We start from the raw sequence: 15,938 nt of genomic DNA on the forward strand, positions 1-15,938 counted from the left end.
GCATGTCGGTCATTCAGAAGCTGTAGCTGATGCCGGCATAGATGGAGCGACCCATGCCGGGCACCGCGGTGCCCCACATGCTCTGCGTGCCGCTGAGTCCCATGCCGCTTCTGGCGACGTTGCCGGCCTCCTTGTTGAACGACATGGTCGCGCCCTCGCCGACGTAGGCACCGCCCAGGGGCAGGTAGTACATGCGGTCGAACAGGTTCTCGACGCCGACGTCGACGCGCAGTTTTTGCCAGGCATGGCCGCTGCGCAGGTTGACCAGGCCGTAACCCGGGGTCTTGATCTCGTTGCGCGCGTCGGAGACCTCCTTTTTCCCTTTCACTCCCACCCATTCGAGGGCGTTGTCCCAGCCACCGTATTGATGGGTCAGCGAGACCCGGGCATTGAGCGGCATGATGTTGTAGAGGTCGTCGTGGGTATCGGTATTTTCGCCGTCGGTGTAGTTGACCAAGCCGGTGAGACCGAAGGTGCCGATGGACGTCTTGCCGAGGGGCATCTTGCCCGACAGATCGACGCCGTAGAGCCGGGCCTGCTGGTTTTCGTATTTCATGACCACGAACTGTCCGGGCACCACGGGATTGGCCGGCAGGTTGGTGGAGGCGTTCCACTGCACGGCGTCGATGTAATCCTTGACGCGGGTGTAGTAGGGCGTGACGCGGGCCTGATATTCGCCATCGCTGCTGTGCCATTCGCCGGTGACGCTCAGGGTGTGCGCCACCTCCGGGTCCAGGTTCGGATTGCCGAGATAGCCGTTGCCGTCGCCGACAAAGTTGTTCATCTCCAGCGCCATCACGTTGCGCGACCAGGCGTAGCGCTCGTACAGGTTGGGCGACCGGGTCTGCTGCGCAAGGCCGAACTCGAAGGTGAGATTGGCATCGGGGGTGTAGCGGGCGATGGCCGACAGGTCGAGGTTGTGATCGGTGCGGCTGCGGTCCATGGCGTTGAAATCCGCGCGCGTGCCCACCGAGCTGGCTTCGTACATGTTTTTCATGAAACCCATCGACAGCGGCGTGGTGCTGGTGTTGTAGCCCACCACCGGGCCGGTATCGGTCTCGACCCGCTCGCTGCGGATGCCTACGAGCGACAGCCACTGCGGCGTCCAGCGCGCTTCCCACTCGGCGAACAGGCCCAGACGGTCGCGCTCGCCGTCGTTGATGTTCCAGAAGGTCAGCGGCGCCATGCCGCCGACACAGTTGCCGACGCCGCAGTTGGGGGCTGGCGGCCACCAGTCGTCGAGGCGGTATTGCTGCAGGTCGAGGCCGATGCGCAGCAGGTCGGGCGCGCCGAGATCGATGTCTCCGCGCAGCGAAACGCCATCGGTCTTGCCCTCGGTATACATCGGCATGCCGTTGACCAGATAGGTGGCGCCGGTGGTGTTGGGCGGCATCAGGGCGCCGTAGTTGTAGACCTTGTCCTGGCCGAAATCCATGAAGTGGTCGACCTCTTCATGGTAGGCGCGGGCGTCGAACGCACCCCAGTCGAACTGGCCGCGGTAGCGCAGGTTGAGCCGTTTCTGCTCGTTGTCGAGCATGTCCATGCGCTGGTTCGGGTAGAGCTGGTGGGGCAGGTCCTGGTAGCCGAACTTGGCTTCCGCCAGGTGGTTGGCGTGCCGGATCGCGACGCCCAGCGTATGGTTGCGCGTCTCGTAGGCGGTGGAGCCGACCTCGTCCGGCTCGACGTAGGGTGCGATGCCCGATATCACGAAGTTCTTGTAGTGGCCGCCGGCGTCGTAGTTGTCGGCCTCGGCGGTGGCGCCCGAGTAGCTCAGGCTGACGGCTTCGGTGGCATAGGTCGCGGCCAGGTTCGCGCCCCGGGCGTTGCCGTTGCTGCGATAGAAGGTGCTGACATCGGCGGCGGTGAGACTGCCCTCGCCCGGTGCGGCGAATTTCGGCTCCGCCGTTTCGGCGACGATGGCGCCGCCGATGCTGTCGCCGCCCACGCTGACCGGGGCGACGCCGGCATAGACGCGGATGCTGCCGACCTGGGTCGGGTCGATGTAGGAGAGCACCGGGTTCATGTGATTGGGACAGGCGGCGATCAGATCCATGCCGTCGAGCTTGATGCGCAGCCGGTCGTCGGCCAGCCCGTGGATCACCGGCAGGCTGGAGACGCCGCCGGCGCCGTAGAGGCTGACACCGGGCACATCCTTCAGCAGGGTGGCGCTGTCGCTGGAGATGGCGCGCCGCCAGCGCAGTTGGTCGCTGTTGATGGTGGTGCCATCGAAGGCCGCGCGCAGCGCGGACTCCTCCACGGCGATCGTCGGCAGCTCGTAGGAGGGTTCGGCGTTGCCGTGGGTGGCAGTCAGTGCCACTGGCAGTGTCAGAAACAGTGGTCGCAGTCGCAGGGGGGCGGTCGATCGTCTCATTCTCGGTCACCGGAAGGCAGGCTGGGGCGCGGATGGGTTCAATTCGCGATGCGCATCATTCGAATCAAGGGAGCCGACCCAATCGTGATCGACCTGGCAGGTTGCGGCAGGGATGTTACTCAGGCGAGCGGGCAGGAAAAATGTGACAAATTGTCGCAGGGCAGGGACGGCGCAATCTTCTCGTCACCGATCCATGCCTGCATGGCAGGCGTGTCGGGGCTTTGCCGATCTGGTGCAGCAGAGCGGTTTCGATCGGGGAGTGCGCTGTGGCTGAAGTGCCGGCTTCGTGTTGGTGCTTACCAGCGTGCGGCCGGCAGTTGCATGGTGACGCAGTGGATGCTGCCGCCATGTTCGACCAGTGGCAGCGCCATGATCGGCACGATCTCGCGGTCGGGGAAGCAGCGGGCCAGTTGCGCCAGGGCGATCCGGTCGGCCGGATCGCGGTAGACCGGGAGCAGCACCGCGCCATTGATGATCAGAAAGTTGGCGTAGCTGAGTGCCAGCGGTTCACCGCCGAGGCTCCGCTGAGCGGCGGGCAGTGGCAGCGGCACCAGCCGATAGGGGGTGCCGTCACGCTTTCTCAGGGCACGCAGCTCCGCGGCCATGGCGTCGAGTTCGGCGAAGTTGGGGTCATCCCGATCTTCGGTGCTGATGTGGCAGAGGGTGTCGGGGTCGGTGAAGCGGGCCAGCACGTCGATGTGGCCGTCGGTGTCGTCACCCTCGATGTGGCCATGGCTGATCCACAGCACGCGGTCGATGCCGAGCAGGCGGCGGAATTCGGCCTCGACCATCGCCTCGTTCAATCCCGGATTGCGGCTCGCCGTCAGCACGCTCTGCCGGTTCAGCAGCAGGGTGCCTGCGCCATCGCACTCCAGATTGCCGCCCTCGAAGACCCAGTCGATCGGCTCCAGGGCGGCGCTGCCGAATGCGCCGCGCCGATGCAGCTGGCTGCTGATCTGGTTGTCGAGTTCGGCCGGGTACTTGCCGCCCCAGCCGTTGAAGCGAAAGTCGAGCAGTCGCGGCTGGTCACCGCTCAGAACGGTGATCGGACCATGGTCGCGTGCCCAGAAATCATTGGCTGGCACCACCTGACCGATCAGCCGCTGCGCCGCAATGCCGGCCTGTCGCAGATGGTCGCGCAGGGCGTCGAGCTGTTGCGGCTGGGTGACGCTTACGATCAGTTGCTGGCGTTGGGCGATTGCGCTGGCCAAGGTCAGAAAGAGCGCCTCGACCTCGGCGAAGTTGCGCTGGCAGTCCATTCCGGCATGGGGCCAGGTGAGCATGACGGCCCACTGCGGTGCCCATTCGGCGGGCAGGTGGCGGGGGTGGTTCATCGATGATCTCTCGAAGGCGGCGGTGAAAACCGATGGGCAGGCTCAGCCATTCTCGGGTGAATCCGGTTTGCTGCGATTGCGCTGCTCGCGCCGCTGCTGCGCCTGCTTGCGCAGGATGTAGCGGGCCAGCAGCTCCCGTTCGCTCTCCTGGACATGGGTGAATTCGACACCGATGTTGAACAGCCGCGCCGTGGGTGCGGCCGAGCTCTGGTTGCCGGCGTCAGGCGGGGCGAGCGGAGTGCATTGTACCACCCGGCCGAACAGCAGCAGACCGAAGTAGGCGGGAAAGAGCACCAGCTTCAGCGCGAGATGGCTGTCGGGCGCGAGCGGCTGTTCATGGCGGAACGACAGTCCGCTCTCGCTCAGGGTGACATCGTGGGTCGGGGAGGGGGCCTCGCTGTTCGAGCTGGCGAACATCCCCATGGCGATCAGTTCGATCTTGCGGTTGAGGGTGCGCAGATAGCTGCCCAGATGGCGGTCTGCATCGCTGATCTGCCGCAGGGTGGCATGTGACTCATGGTCGAGTTCATGCAGCGCGTGCAGAACCTGAAAGCGTGGGTCCAGCGTGAATGGCATGACGGGTGTCTGTGCCAGCGCCTGCTCTTTGGGCACGCTCTGGAATTCCAGCGCCAGCGTGTCCTGAATGCGGTAATATTCGCGCCGCTCCTTGTGTTGGTTCATGTCGTGATCCAGCTTCTGGTCTTGCCTGCTCTGATTCCATGGATAAAAAAAGTCTAGCATGGGATTGGCAGCGCATTGGTGAGCCGAAAATTTCTCCCACAGGTTGATGCCGAATGTTCAGACCGCTGCCGCTCTTCATCGGGCTGCGTTATACCCGTGCCAAGCGCCGCAACCACTTCATCTCGTTCATCTCGCTGGTGTCGGCGATCGGCCTGACGCTGGGGGTGACGGTGATGATCGTGGTGCTGTCGGTGATGAATGGCTTTCATCGCGAACTGCGTGACCGCATTCTGGGCATGGTGCCGCACGCGACCGTCTTTCCCGAGCAGGGGGCGCTGGCCGACTGGCAGTCGCTGGGAGCGCAGTTGCAGAAGCATCCTGAGGTGGTCGGCTTTGCCCCTTACATCAATGGCGAGGGGATGCTGGCGGCCAACGGCCAGGTGCGCGGTGCCCTGGTGCAGGGCATTTTGCCGGAGCTGGAGCCCAGGGTGTCGATCCTGCCGCAGCACATGGTCGCCGGCACGCTGGAGGCGCTGAGGCCCGGCGAATATGGCATCGTCATGGGCGATCTGCTGGCGGCGATCCTGCGGGTGCGGGTCGGTGACAAGGTCACGCTGGTGATGCCGGAGGCGAATGTCTCGCCGGCCGGGATCTATCCACGGCTGAAACGCTTCACCGTGGTCGGGCTGTTCCGGTTGCGGGCCGAGCTGGATGCCTCGCTGGCGGTGATTCATCTGGAGGATGCCGGTACGCTGTTCCGCATTCCCGGCGAGGTGCATGGCCTGCGGCTGAAGCTGCAGGATCTGTTCATGGCGCCACGGGTGAGCTGGGAGGTGGCGCGCGATCTGCCCGGAACCTTTCGGGCCAGTGACTGGACCCACAGCCATGGCAACCTCTATCAGGCCACCCAGCTCGAAAAACGGATGCTGGGGCTGCTGCTGATGATGATCGTCGCGGTGGCGGTGTTCAACATCGTCTCCTCGCTGGTGATGCTGGTGGTCGACAAGCAGGGTGACATCGCCATTCTGCGCACGCTGGGCGCGACGCCGCGCACGATTCTCGGCATCTTCATGGTGCAGGGGTCGGTGATCGGTGTGGTGGGCACCTTGATGGGCACGCTGTTCGGCACCCTGCTGGCCTGGACCATCACCGACCTGGTCGAGTGGCTGGAGCGGTTGAGCGGCCACCGCATTCTCAGCTCCGATGTCTACTTCATCGACTACTTTCCCTCGCAACTGCTCTGGAGCGACGTCGCCATCGTCTGCGGTGCCACGCTGACGATGAGCTTTCTCGCCACCATCTATCCGGCGTTGCGGGCGGCCCGCATCGAACCGGCCGAGGTGCTGCGTTATGAGTAGCAGATCAGCGCAGCCGGTGCTGCAGGGCAGTGGTCTGATCAAGACCTACCACCAGGGGCCCGAAGAGGTGCAGGTGCTGCGCGGTGTCGATTTCGCGGCCTGGCGCGGCGAACGGGTGGCGGTGGTCGGCAGCTCCGGCTCCGGCAAGACCACCCTGCTCAATCTGCTGGGCGGCATTGACCATCCGACCGCCGGTCAGGTCAGACTGGCCGGCATCGATCTGAAGACGCTCGATGAGCGTGCGCTGTGCCGATTCCGCAACGAGCAGATCGGCTTCGTCTACCAGTTCCACCACCTGCTGCCGGAGTTCACGGCGCTGGAGAATGTCGCGCTGCCGCTGCTGCTCAACCGCCACGCCGTGGCGCTGGCGCGCGAGCAGGCGACGCAGATGTTGCAGCAGGTCGGGCTGGGCCACCGGTTGCAGCACAAGCCGAGCGAGCTCTCGGGTGGCGAACGTCAGCGGGTGGCGATTGCGCGGGCCCTGGTCAATGGTCCGGCATTGGTGCTGATGGATGAGCCGACCGGCAACCTCGACTCACGCACCTCGAACGAGATTCAGGAGCTGATGGCCCGCCTCAGCGAAGGCGGCGACACCTGTTTCGTCGTCATCACTCATGACCAGGCATTTGCCGAGCGGATGGATCGGGTATTGCGGCTGGAAGCGGGACGGCTGCTGCCACAGGATTGAGCGCGGGACGGGTCGGAGTCCGACGCTGCCACTTCCGGGTGATGTGCCAGCGCCAGACCATGCGGATCGCCAGATAGCTCGCCGCACCGAGCAGCAGGCCGACCACCACCGAGCCGACCCAGAGCGGCTCCCAGGCGCTCAGCGCGAACTCCTTGAGCCACTCGAACGAAGCCTCGATGTGATCGATCTGCGGCTCCTGCCCCAGCAGCCAGCAGCCGGTGCGGTAGGTCACATAGAGAATCGGCGGGGCGGTGATCGGGTTGGTGGCCCAGGCAAGTCCAGCGGCAATCGGAATGTTGCAGCGCAGCCAGAGCGCCAGCAGCGTGGCCAGCACCATCTGACCGGGCATCGGCAGGATCGCGCAGAAGATGCCGATGGCAAAGGCGGTCGCCACCGAGCGGCGGCTGAAGTGCCACAGCGCTGGATGGTGAATCGTTTCACCGAGAAAACGCAGTGCGCGCTGCTCCCTGATCTTGTGCGGATCGGGGGCGATCCGTTTAAAAATGCGTCTGGGCATGAATGGAAGCTAATCCGGTTTCGATGACAGCATGATGATCGGGGCACGCAACGGAGTTGGATCAAAAAGGGTGCCAATGGTTGCACGGTTGTTGGCACTGTGTGGCGGCATTGCGCTGGTCGCACTGCTGCCAGAACTGCCCGACCGGACTCTGCTGGCCAGTTGCGTCGTGCTTCTGGCGCTGCTTCGCTGCAAGTATAGGGCAGTGGCGCCGGCACTGGCATTTTTCATCGGTCTGTCGTGGGCGACCGGCTATGGTTGTCTTGGTCTCGCCAGCAAGCTGCCCGCCGAATTCGAGGGGGTCGATCTGCGGGTAGAAGGGGTGATCGGCAGCCTGCCGCAGTGGCGCACCGGCGCTGCGCAACGGCCGGAGGCGCTGTTTCTGTTCGATGTCGAGCGCTGGCTGCCCTCCGAACCCGACGGTGAGGTGCCGGCCGCATTGGAGCGGGTGGGACGGTTGCGGCTCAGTTGGCGTGATGCGCCGCCGGTCGCACCCGGAGAGAAGTGGCAGTTGCGGCTGCGGCTCAAGCGGCCGCATGGTTCGGTCAATCCGGGGGGGTTCGACTACGAAGCCTGGCTGTTCCGGCAGGGCATCGATGCCACCGGTTATGTGCGCAGTGGCGATGACAACCTGCGCAGTGCCCCGGCCGGCTGGCACGCTTGGGACAGCCAGTTGCGCGCCTGGGTTGATGGGCTGTTGGTGCCGCAGCTGCACGAGCGACGCCATGCCGGTCTGATGCGGGCGCTGATCATCGGTGAAAGTTCGCAGTTGACGCCGCAGGAGTGGCGGCTGTTCGGCGCCACCGGCACCATCCATCTGATGGTGATCTCCGGACTGCACATCGCGCTGGTGGCCTGGTGCTGTCATCAACTGGGCGGATGGGTTGGGCGCCATCTGCTGGCCCCGGGACTGCTCTGGTCGGCCAGCAGTGTCGCGGCCTGGAGCGCGCTGCTTGGTGCCGCCCTCTACACCGCACTGGCCGGTTTTGCCTTGGCGGCGACCCGTGCCCTGATCATGACCGCCATCTGGATGGTGGCGAAGCTGCTGCGGCGGCAGATCGACCCCTGGTTCGGGCTGGTACTGGCGCTCAGCCTGGTGCTGCTGAGCGACCCGCTGGCGCCGAGCAGCAGCGGTTTCTGGCTCTCCTTTGGTGCGGTGATGACGCTGATGCTGCTGTTTCAGGGCACGCAGCAGCAGGAGTGGAGCCGGCTGCGTCGCTTTGGACGGGAGTGGTGGCTGGCGCAGTGGGGACTGTTCTTTGCGATGTTGCCGATTCTGCTGTGGTGGAACTACAGCGCCAGCCTGGCTTCGCCGATCGCCAACCTGCTGGTGGTGCCGCTGTTCGACCTGCTGCTGGTGCCACTGTTGCTGCTGGCCACGCTGCTGACGCCACTGTCGTCGACCCTGGCCGATCTGCTCTTTGCTGGCGGTGACTGGCTGCTCGACCTGACCGATCGCTTTCTGCACTGGATGGCGGCCTCGCCGCTGGCCGCGGCCCGGGTGATTCAGCCGCCAGCGTGGCTGCTGTGGTTATTGCTGCCGGCGCTGCTGCTCTGGCTGTTGCCGCGCACCTTGCCGGGACGGCCCTGGGCGTTGCTGTTGTTGTTGCCGCTGTGGCTGATGCCGGTGCGGCACACCGACTCGGAGCCGTTGCGGCTGACGGTGCTGGATGTCGGGCAGGGGTTGGCGGTGGTGGTCGAGGTGGGTGAGCGGCTGCTGATCTATGACACCGGCCCCCATGCCAGTGAGCGGTTCGATGCCGGCAGTCAGATCATCGCCCCCTATCTGCGCTGGCGTGGCCGAACCGTGATCGACGCCCTGGTGGTGAGCCATGCCGACCGCGACCATGATGGCGGCGCGGCGGGGCTGCTGCGGGAGGTTCCGGTCGGCAGGGTCTATGTCAGCGGTGATTCGCTGTGGGGCCTGCAGCGCGACCAGATCGATCTGCATCCCTGCCGCAGTGGCGATGGCTGGCGCTGGCAGGAGGTGGAATTCCGTTTTCTGCATCCGGACCTGCCGCGGTTCGGCAGTGACAACAACAACTCCTGTGTGTTGCAGATCAAATCGGGTGACCAGTCGATCCTGCTCACTGGTGACATCGAGGCAGCTGCCGAGCGGCAACTGCTGCAACGCTGGGGGAGTGCGCTGCAGGCCACGCTGCTGGTGGCGCCGCACCATGGCAGCAATTCGTCGTCGACGCCGGACTTCATCGATGCAGTGGCCGCGAAACAGGTGATCTTCTCGGCCGGTTACCGCAACAGCTACCGCCATCCGCATCCGCAGGTGGTGCAGCGGTATGTCGAAACCGGCGCGACTCTCTACAATAGCGCCGCCACTGGCGCCGTCGGCTACGCTATACAAAGTGGGGGCGGGATGGCGCCGCCAAGTCTGGCACGGCAACAGGCACGGCGTTACTGGTACGATCGGCTGTCCGCGTCGGCTGCCGATGCGGCGCTGATGCCCCATGAATCGGATTCGCGCAAGGAGAAATGACAGGTGCTGGAGATCATTGTTGCCGGCGGCTGGGTGATGCTGCCGATTCTGCTCTGCTCGGTGATTGCACTGGCCATCGGCTTCGAGCGGGCGTGGACGCTGAATCGCCGTCGCATCCTGCCGGACAACCTGCTGATTCAGGTGTGGGGCTGGATCAAGAACAACCAGCTCGACAGCGACAAGCTGAAGAAGCTGAAGGAGGAGTCGCCGCTCGGGCGCATTCTGGCGGTGGGGCTGGCCAACTCCAAATACGGCCGCAACATCATGAAGGAGTGCATCGAGGAGGAGGCCGGCCATGTCATTCATGAGCTGGAGCGTTACCTCGACACGCTCGGCATCGTCGCAGCGATCTCACCGCTGCTGGGGCTGCTCGGCACCGTCTTCGGCATGATCAAGATCTTTGCGGTGATGATGGGGCAGGGCGCCACCAATGTCTCGTCGCTGGCCGGCGGCATCTCCGAGGCGCTGATCACCACCGCGGCCGGCCTCAGTGTCGCCATTCCGGCGCTGGTGCTGCACCGCTATTTTCTGCGCCGGGTCGACAATCTGGTGGTCGAACTGGAGCAGGAGGCACGCAAGCTGGTCGAGGTGCTGCACAGTGAACGTGATCTTGGTTGAGGTGCGCTGCATGACCCTCCATTCCCGTTTTGCGCCGGCCATGCAGGCGCGCCGATGAAGTTTCGCCGCCGCCGCGAGGATCCGATCGACACCGCGATCAACGTCACCTCGCTGATCGACGTGATGTTCGTGCTGCTGCTGTTCTTCATGGTCTCGACCACCTTCACCAAGCAGAGCAATCTCAAGGTCGACCTGCCCGAGGCCGGTGGCGCACAGACGCCGGTCGATGAGAAGCGGATCGAAATCACCATCAGCGCCAGCGGCGAGTACCGCCTCAACGCCCTGCCACTGCCCAATGCCAGCCTCGATGCTCTGAAGGCGGCGCTGATCGCCCAGGTCGGCAGTGACCGCAACCTGCCGTTCGTCATCACCGCCGACCGGCAGACCCCGCACCATGCGGTGGTGACGGCGATGGATGCCGCGGCCCAGCTCGGTTTTGCCCGGCTCAGCATCACCACCCAGCAGCCGGCCGGACAGTGACGGCGGTTTGGGTCTGCCGGTTGAATCGGGGATAATTGTCGACCGCCCGCCACCGGGCGCTGTCAATCACAGGTCGCAATGAATCGAACGCCCGATGCCACCGAAGTGGCTCGCACCGACTGGATGGTCTATCGCCGGCTGCTTGGCCATGCCTACCCCTACTGGAAGTTTCTGCTGCTGGCACTCTTCGGTTATCTGCTGATGTCGGGTGCCAGCATCGGCGCCGCCGAGCTGATGAAGACCATCATCGACTCCCTGAGCCAGAAACAGCCGGGCTATCGCGCCTTCATTCCGTTGGCGATGGTGGCCCTGATCGGCGGGCGCGGTCTGGGCAGTTTTGTCGGCAACTACTCGATGGCCTATGTCAGCAACGCGCTGGTGTTCGACCTGCGGCAACTGGTGTTCGGCAAGTTCATGACGCTGCCGGCGGTCTATTACGACACCCATGCGGGCGGGCATCTGATCTCGATGATCACCTTTCAGGTCACGCAGGTGACCGATGCCATCACCAAGGCCGGCAAGATCATGCTGGAGCATGGGCTGTTCCTGATCGGACTGGTGGCCTACCTGCTGTGGATGAACTGGAAGCTGTCACTGCTGCTGCTGGTGGTGGCGCCGCCGATCTTCTTCATCGTCCGCTATGCCGGGCGCCGCTTCAAACGCATCAGCCGGCGCATCCAGCACTCGATGGGTGATGTCACCCATGTCACCGGTGAGATGATCAATGGCTACCGCGAGGTGCGCATCTTCGGCGGCGAGGCGAGTGAACAGGCGCGATTCCAGCGGGTCAGCAACTTCAACCGTCAGCAGCTGATGAAGCTGACCGCGACCGAAGCGAGCAACGGACCGGCGGTGCAGCTGCTGGTGTCGCTGGCGATGGCGCTGCTGATGTGGCTGGCGCTCGATCCGACGCTGGTCGATCAGTTGAGTCCCGGTGGCTTCGTCGCCTACATCACCGCGGCCAGCCTGCTGGCACGTCCGGCGAAGATGCTGGCCGATGTGCAGTCGATCATCCAGCGCGGTCTGGCGGCGGCCGATGAGATCTTTCACATGCTCGATCAGCCGTCGGAACCGGACGGCGGCATGCTCAGCATCGAGCGGGCGCGCGGCGACATCGACTACCGCGATGTCAGCTTTGGTTACCACGGCGGTGAGTTGCCGGTGTTGAAGCAGATCTCCTTCTCGATTCCGGCTGGCAAGATGGTGGCACTGGTGGGGCGCTCCGGCAGCGGCAAGTCGACCATCGTCAGCCTGCTGCCGCGCTTCTATGACCACCAATCCGGCCAGATCACCCTCGACGGCATCGAGATCGGGCAGTTGCGACTGGCCAGCCTGCGCGCCCAGATCGCCTATGTCTCGCAGCAGATCACGCTGTTCAACGACTCGGTGCGCAACAACATCGCCTATGGCGCCACGGCCGGTCGCAGCGAGGTGCAGATTCGCGAAGCGGCACGGCGCGCCCATGCGCTGGAGTTCATCGAGAAGCTGCCCGACGGCTTCGACACACTGGTCGGAGACGATGGCGTCATGCTCTCCGGCGGTCAGCGCCAGCGCATCGCCATTGCCCGCGCCTTTCTGAAGGATGCGCCGATCCTGATTCTCGACGAGGCCACCTCGGCGCTCGACACCGAGTCGGAGCAGAAGATCCAGGCGGCGCTGGAGGAGGTGATGAAGAACCGTACCACGCTGGTGATCGCCCATCGCCTCTCGACCATCATCCACGCCGACCAGATTCTGGTGATCGAGGGAGGTGAACTGCTGGAGTCGGGCAGCCATGCCGAGCTGCTGGCGCGCAACGGTGCCTACACCGCACTGTATGAACGGCAGTTCGCCGACGAGGCGGCGCCCGTGGTCACGCCATGACGTTGCGCGGTCGGATCGAGGCGCGGCTGCTGCACGCATGGTATGCGGGAGGGCCGCCGCTGCCCGGCAGCAGGGTGCTGGCCTGGCTCTACGGACGGCTGCTGGCGCTGCGTGAATGGCTCTATCGGCACGGCATCCTCTCTGCACGGCAGGTGGGCTGTCCGGTGCTGGTGGTCGGCAACCTCACGGTCGGTGGCACCGGCAAGACCCCGCTGGTGATCGCATTGGCCGAGCAGCTGCAAGCCTGGGGCTATCGGCCGGGCATACTCAGCCGGGGCTATGGCGCGGCACCGTCCAGCCTGCCCCATCGGGTCGAATCAGAGGAGGATGCGACCCGGTGTGGTGATGAGCCGCTGCTGTTGGCGCGGCGCACGGGTCTGCCGGTGATGATCGACCCCGACCGGGTGCGTGCCGCGCGGGCATTGCTGGCCGCTGAAGAGGTTGACCTGCTGCTGTGCGATGATGGCCTGCAGCACCGCCGGCTGGCGCGCGAGATCGAAATCGTCGTGATCGATGGTCAGCGCCGCTTCGGCAATGGCCTGCTGCTGCCGGCCGGACCACTGCGCAGCCCGCTCGACCGGCTCGACAGTGTCGATTACCGGGTGGTCAACGGCGCTGCCGGCAGTGAGTCCGATGGCGCGGTGGCGATGCGGCTCAAGCCGCAGCATCTGGTCAATCTGGTGACCGGCGAAGAGATCGAAGTGACCGCCTGGCAGGGTGAGCGTCGGGTCCATGCGCTGGCCGGCATCGGCCATCCGCAGCGCTTTTTCGCCACGCTGCGCGAGTTGGGTTTCGACCCGATCGAACATCCGTTTGCCGATCACCACCGTTTTGCTGCGGCCGATCTGCCGGCCGACGGCCATCCGTTGATCATGACCGAGAAAGATGCCGTCAAATGTGCCGCCTTCGCCCGCCCGCACCACTGGTGGCTGCGGGTCGAGGCCGAACTGCCGGAGCGCTTCTGGCAGGCGTTGCATGTGCAATTGGCACAGTTGGCGCAGCCCTGCGGTGCCACACCCCCCAAGGAGCAGTGAGCAGTGGATTTCGTGGTGGTGATTCCGGCCCGCCATGCCTCATCCCGCTTGCCGGGCAAACCGCTGGCATTGGTGGGTGGCCTGCCGATGGTCCAGCGGGTCCATCAGCAGGCGCGGCGCAGTCAGGCACGGGAGGTGGTGATCGCCACCGACGATCTGCGTATCGCCGAGGTGGCGCGCGGTTTTGGCGCCGAAGTGGTGATGACCTCGACCGAACATGCCTCCGGCACCGACCGGCTGGAAGAGGTGGTGCGGCTGCGCCGCTACGCGCCGGAGCAGATCGTGGTCAACCTGCAGGGCGACGAGCCGCTGATTCCGCCGCAACTGCTCGACCAGGTGGCGGCGGCACTGCTGCATGGCACCGCACCGATGGCCACGCTCTGCGAGCCGATCGTCGAGCGGGAGGACTTCTTCAACCCCAATGTCGTCAAGGTGGTGCGTGACGAGCGCGGCCATGCGCTCTACTTCAGCCGCGCGCCGATTCCGTATCCACGTGGCATTGCGCTCGACAGCGATGTGGCCTGGCAGCAGGCGGGCGTGCCGGCGCTGCGCCACATCGGTCTCTATGCCTACCGTGCCGGGCTGCTGCATCGGTTCGTCCGCTGGCCGATCGGCACGCTGGAGCGGATCGAGGCACTGGAGCAGTTGCGGCTGCTGAGTCAGGGCATCGACATCCGGGTCGAGCTGGCGCAGGTCACGCCGCCACCGGGGGTCGACACCCCGGAAGATCTCGAACGGATCAACCGGCTCTGGCAGATGCGAATGCCGTGACGAAAAATTGCCGGCCAATCTCGGCGCGGCGTCAGAAAATGGTCTAGGCTCAAGGCAGGGCTGACAGTTGTTTGACTCCCAAACCGGTCTGACGGGATGCGGAGCAGTGGAAGCAGGAGGATCGAGCGTCGATGCGCAATGAGCAGTGGTTGCTGGTGATCGAAGATGAGCCGGCGCGGCAGGCCGAACTGAGGATCATCACCGATTTTCTGGGTGAAGCGGCTGTGGTGGTGGCCAGTCATGGCTGGCGGGAGCAACTGAAAGCCGCGCCGCAGGCCGAGGGCCCGCCGGTGGCAGTGCTGCTGGGCAGCCGCGCCGAGGGAGGTTCCCTGCCGGAGTTGCTGACCCAGCTTCACCAGTGGGATGGCTGTGTCGCCGTCATCGACATCAGTGGCCAAGCCGCGGATGAGAGCGTGCCGAACGAACTGAAACGCATGGTGATCGCCCGTGAAGCCTGGCCGCTCGGTTACAACCGGCTGATCGACCACCTGCATCGAGCACGGGTCTACCGTGATCAGCATGAGCGGGCGCGTGGTGAGAGCGCGCCGCGCCGGCGTGAGATCCACCTGTTCCGCAGTCTGGTCGGCACCAGCCGTGCGATCCAGAAGGTGCGGGAGATGATGAACCATGTCGCCGACCGCGATGCCACCGTGCTGATCACCGGTGAATCGGGCACCGGCAAGGAGGTGGTGGCGCGCAATCTCCACTACCACTCGCCGCGCCGCGACAAGCCCTTTGTACCGATCAACTGCGGTGCCATTCCGCCGGAGCTGCTCGAAAGCGAGCTGTTCGGCCACGAAAAGGGCGCCTTCACCGGCGCCATCACCGCGCGGGCCGGCCGCTTCGAGATGGCCCATGGCGGCACCATCCTGCTCGACGAGATCGGCGACATGCCGCTCAACATGCAGGTCAAGATTCTGCGGGTGTTGCAGGAGCGCACCATCGAGCGGGTCGGTGGCAGCCGGCCGATCGAGATCGATGTGCGGGTCATCGCCGCCACCCACAAGGATCTCGAAGCGATGATCGAGCGCGGCGAGTTCCGCGAAGATCTCTATTACCGGCTCAATGTCTTTCCGATCGAGATGCCGGCGCTGCGCGAGCGGCGTGAGGACATCAGCCTGCTGCTGCAGGAGCTGATCGCCCGCATCGAGCACGAAGAGCGTGGCGCGCCCCGCTTCAGCTCGGCGGCGATCATGTCGCTCTGTCGCCATGACTGGCCGGGCAATGTGCGCGAGCTGGCCAACCTGATCGAGCGGATGGCGATCATGCATCCCTATGGCGTGATCGGCGTGCATGACCTGCCGAAGAAGTACCGCTACGACGACAGCGAGGTCGAGACCTTCCTGCCCGAGGGTGAACCTCGGCCAATTCCTCAGGCGCTGCCCGTCATGGCGCAGCCGCTCTCCACACCGCCACAGCAGCAGGACGAAGCGCTGCCGCGCGAACTCAAGCTGCCGCTCAACGGTGTCGACCTGCGCGAGTACATCAGCCATCTGGAGACGACGCTGATCCAGCAGTCGCTCGACTACAACAACGGTGTGGTGGCGCGCGCCGCCGAGCAGTTGCACCTGCGCCGCACCACGCTGGTCGAGAAGATGCGCAAGTACGGCATGCAGCGCAAGGAGTGGGAGTAGCCGTCAACAATCCGGCTTGTGTTTTTATCTTGTTGAATAAAAAGAAAAATAAAATAGGCATGGCGGTTGCATTTTCAGGGAACAGTGCCGCAGCG

At 64.8% G+C, this 15,938-nt stretch carries 13 protein-coding genes; 9 read left to right on the forward strand and 4 right to left on the reverse strand.

The genetic code is table 11. The features are described from left to right. Nucleotides 1-13 precede the first annotated feature (13 nt). The 3 genes from H7A13_11865 to H7A13_11875 all read right to left on the reverse strand — a co-directional run bounded on the left by H7A13_11865 (nt 14) and on the right by H7A13_11875 (nt 4,386). Complete coding sequence (locus H7A13_11865) at nt 14-2,371, reverse strand: TonB-dependent receptor (protein ID MCP5334032.1); 2,358 nt, start codon at nt 2,369-2,371, stop codon at nt 14-16. Between the two features lie 296 nt (nt 2,372-2,667). Then, on the reverse strand, nt 2,668-3,705 hold the full coding sequence (locus H7A13_11870; protein ID MCP5334033.1) for an agmatine deiminase family protein: 1,038 nt from the start codon (nt 3,703-3,705) through the stop codon (nt 2,668-2,670). Nucleotides 3,706-3,747: 42 nt separating this feature from the next. Then, a complete protein-coding gene (locus H7A13_11875; GenBank protein ID MCP5334034.1) occupies nt 3,748-4,386 on the reverse strand; it encodes a PilZ domain-containing protein in 639 nt (212 codons plus the stop codon). 113 nt (nt 4,387-4,499) lie between these two features. On the opposite strand from H7A13_11875, the gene H7A13_11880 reads away from it, so the two are divergent. Together H7A13_11880 and H7A13_11885 are read left to right on the forward strand one after the other, a co-directional pair. Beyond that, the gene (locus tag H7A13_11880; protein MCP5334035.1) at nt 4,500-5,744 is read left to right on the forward strand and encodes a lipoprotein-releasing ABC transporter permease subunit; all 1,245 of its coding nucleotides are present in this window, start codon (nt 4,500-4,502) and stop codon (nt 5,742-5,744) included. Then, nucleotides 5,737-6,432, forward strand: a complete 696-nt coding sequence (locus H7A13_11885; protein MCP5334036.1) for an ABC transporter ATP-binding protein — start codon at nt 5,737-5,739, stop codon at nt 6,430-6,432. Before H7A13_11880 ends, H7A13_11885 begins: the two co-directional genes overlap by 8 nt. Here H7A13_11885 and H7A13_11890 read toward each other — a convergent pair. After that, on the reverse strand, nt 6,353-6,949 hold the full coding sequence (locus tag H7A13_11890; protein MCP5334037.1) for a DUF2062 domain-containing protein: 597 nt from the start codon (nt 6,947-6,949) through the stop codon (nt 6,353-6,355). The two genes, H7A13_11885 and H7A13_11890, sit on opposite strands and share 80 nt — an antisense overlap. 76 nt (nt 6,950-7,025) lie before the next feature. Between H7A13_11890 and H7A13_11895 the strand changes: the two genes are divergently transcribed. From H7A13_11895 to H7A13_11925, 7 genes are all read left to right on the forward strand, one after another. Then, on the forward strand, nt 7,026-9,443 hold the full coding sequence (locus H7A13_11895) for a DNA internalization-related competence protein ComEC/Rec2 (GenBank protein MCP5334038.1): 2,418 nt from the start codon (nt 7,026-7,028) through the stop codon (nt 9,441-9,443). A 3-nt stretch (nt 9,444-9,446) separates the two neighbouring features. Next, nucleotides 9,447-10,061, forward strand: coding sequence for a MotA/TolQ/ExbB proton channel family protein (locus H7A13_11900; GenBank protein ID MCP5334039.1), 615 nt, complete (start codon nt 9,447-9,449; stop codon nt 10,059-10,061). 54 nt (nt 10,062-10,115) lie between these two features. Then, entirely contained in the window at nt 10,116-10,541 is a 426-nt protein-coding gene (locus H7A13_11905) for a biopolymer transporter ExbD (GenBank protein MCP5334040.1), read from the forward strand. Between the two features lie 78 nt (nt 10,542-10,619). Further along, entirely contained in the window at nt 10,620-12,404 is a 1,785-nt protein-coding gene (gene msbA, locus H7A13_11910; protein ID MCP5334041.1) for a lipid A export permease/ATP-binding protein MsbA, read from the forward strand. Next, on the forward strand, nt 12,401-13,438 hold the full coding sequence (locus H7A13_11915) for a tetraacyldisaccharide 4'-kinase (GenBank protein ID MCP5334042.1): 1,038 nt from the start codon (nt 12,401-12,403) through the stop codon (nt 13,436-13,438). Before msbA ends, H7A13_11915 begins: the two co-directional genes overlap by 4 nt. Nucleotides 13,439-13,441: 3 nt before the next feature. Beyond that, nucleotides 13,442-14,209, forward strand: coding sequence for a 3-deoxy-manno-octulosonate cytidylyltransferase (gene kdsB, locus H7A13_11920; GenBank protein MCP5334043.1), 768 nt, complete (start codon nt 13,442-13,444; stop codon nt 14,207-14,209). Between the two features lie 131 nt (nt 14,210-14,340). After that, nucleotides 14,341-15,843 (forward strand): sigma-54-dependent Fis family transcriptional regulator, encoded by a 1,503-nt coding sequence (locus H7A13_11925; protein MCP5334044.1) that lies wholly within the window; start codon nt 14,341-14,343, stop codon nt 15,841-15,843. Nucleotides 15,844-15,938 lie beyond the last annotated feature (95 nt).

Source organism: Pseudomonadales bacterium, assembly GCA_024234215.1.
Lineage (GTDB): Bacteria > Pseudomonadota > Gammaproteobacteria > Pseudomonadales > UBA5862 > JACKOQ01.

What these genes read in the sequence shown, in the direction of transcription:
- msbA (MCP5334041.1), top strand. Translation starts at nt 10,620, where the DNA reads ATGAATCGAACGCCCGATGCCACCGAAGTGGCTCGCACCGACTGGATG.
- H7A13_11915 (MCP5334042.1), top strand. Translation starts at nt 12,401, where the DNA reads ATGACGTTGCGCGGTCGGATCGAGGCGCGGCTGCTGCACGCATGGTAT.
- H7A13_11885 (MCP5334036.1), top strand. Translation starts at nt 5,737, where the DNA reads ATGAGTAGCAGATCAGCGCAGCCGGTGCTGCAGGGCAGTGGTCTGATC.
- H7A13_11870 (MCP5334033.1), bottom strand. Translation starts at nt 3,705, where the DNA reads ATGAACCACCCCCGCCACCTGCCCGCCGAATGGGCACCGCAGTGGGCC.
- H7A13_11905 (MCP5334040.1), top strand. Translation starts at nt 10,116, where the DNA reads ATGAAGTTTCGCCGCCGCCGCGAGGATCCGATCGACACCGCGATCAAC.
- H7A13_11875 (MCP5334034.1), bottom strand. Translation starts at nt 4,386, where the DNA reads ATGAACCAACACAAGGAGCGGCGCGAATATTACCGCATTCAGGACACG.
- H7A13_11880 (MCP5334035.1), top strand. Translation starts at nt 4,500, where the DNA reads ATGTTCAGACCGCTGCCGCTCTTCATCGGGCTGCGTTATACCCGTGCC.
- H7A13_11890 (MCP5334037.1), bottom strand. Translation starts at nt 6,949, where the DNA reads ATGCCCAGACGCATTTTTAAACGGATCGCCCCCGATCCGCACAAGATC.
- H7A13_11865 (MCP5334032.1), bottom strand. Translation starts at nt 2,371, where the DNA reads ATGAGACGATCGACCGCCCCCCTGCGACTGCGACCACTGTTTCTGACA.
- H7A13_11895 (MCP5334038.1), top strand. Translation starts at nt 7,026, where the DNA reads ATGGTTGCACGGTTGTTGGCACTGTGTGGCGGCATTGCGCTGGTCGCA.
- H7A13_11925 (MCP5334044.1), top strand. Translation starts at nt 14,341, where the DNA reads ATGCGCAATGAGCAGTGGTTGCTGGTGATCGAAGATGAGCCGGCGCGG.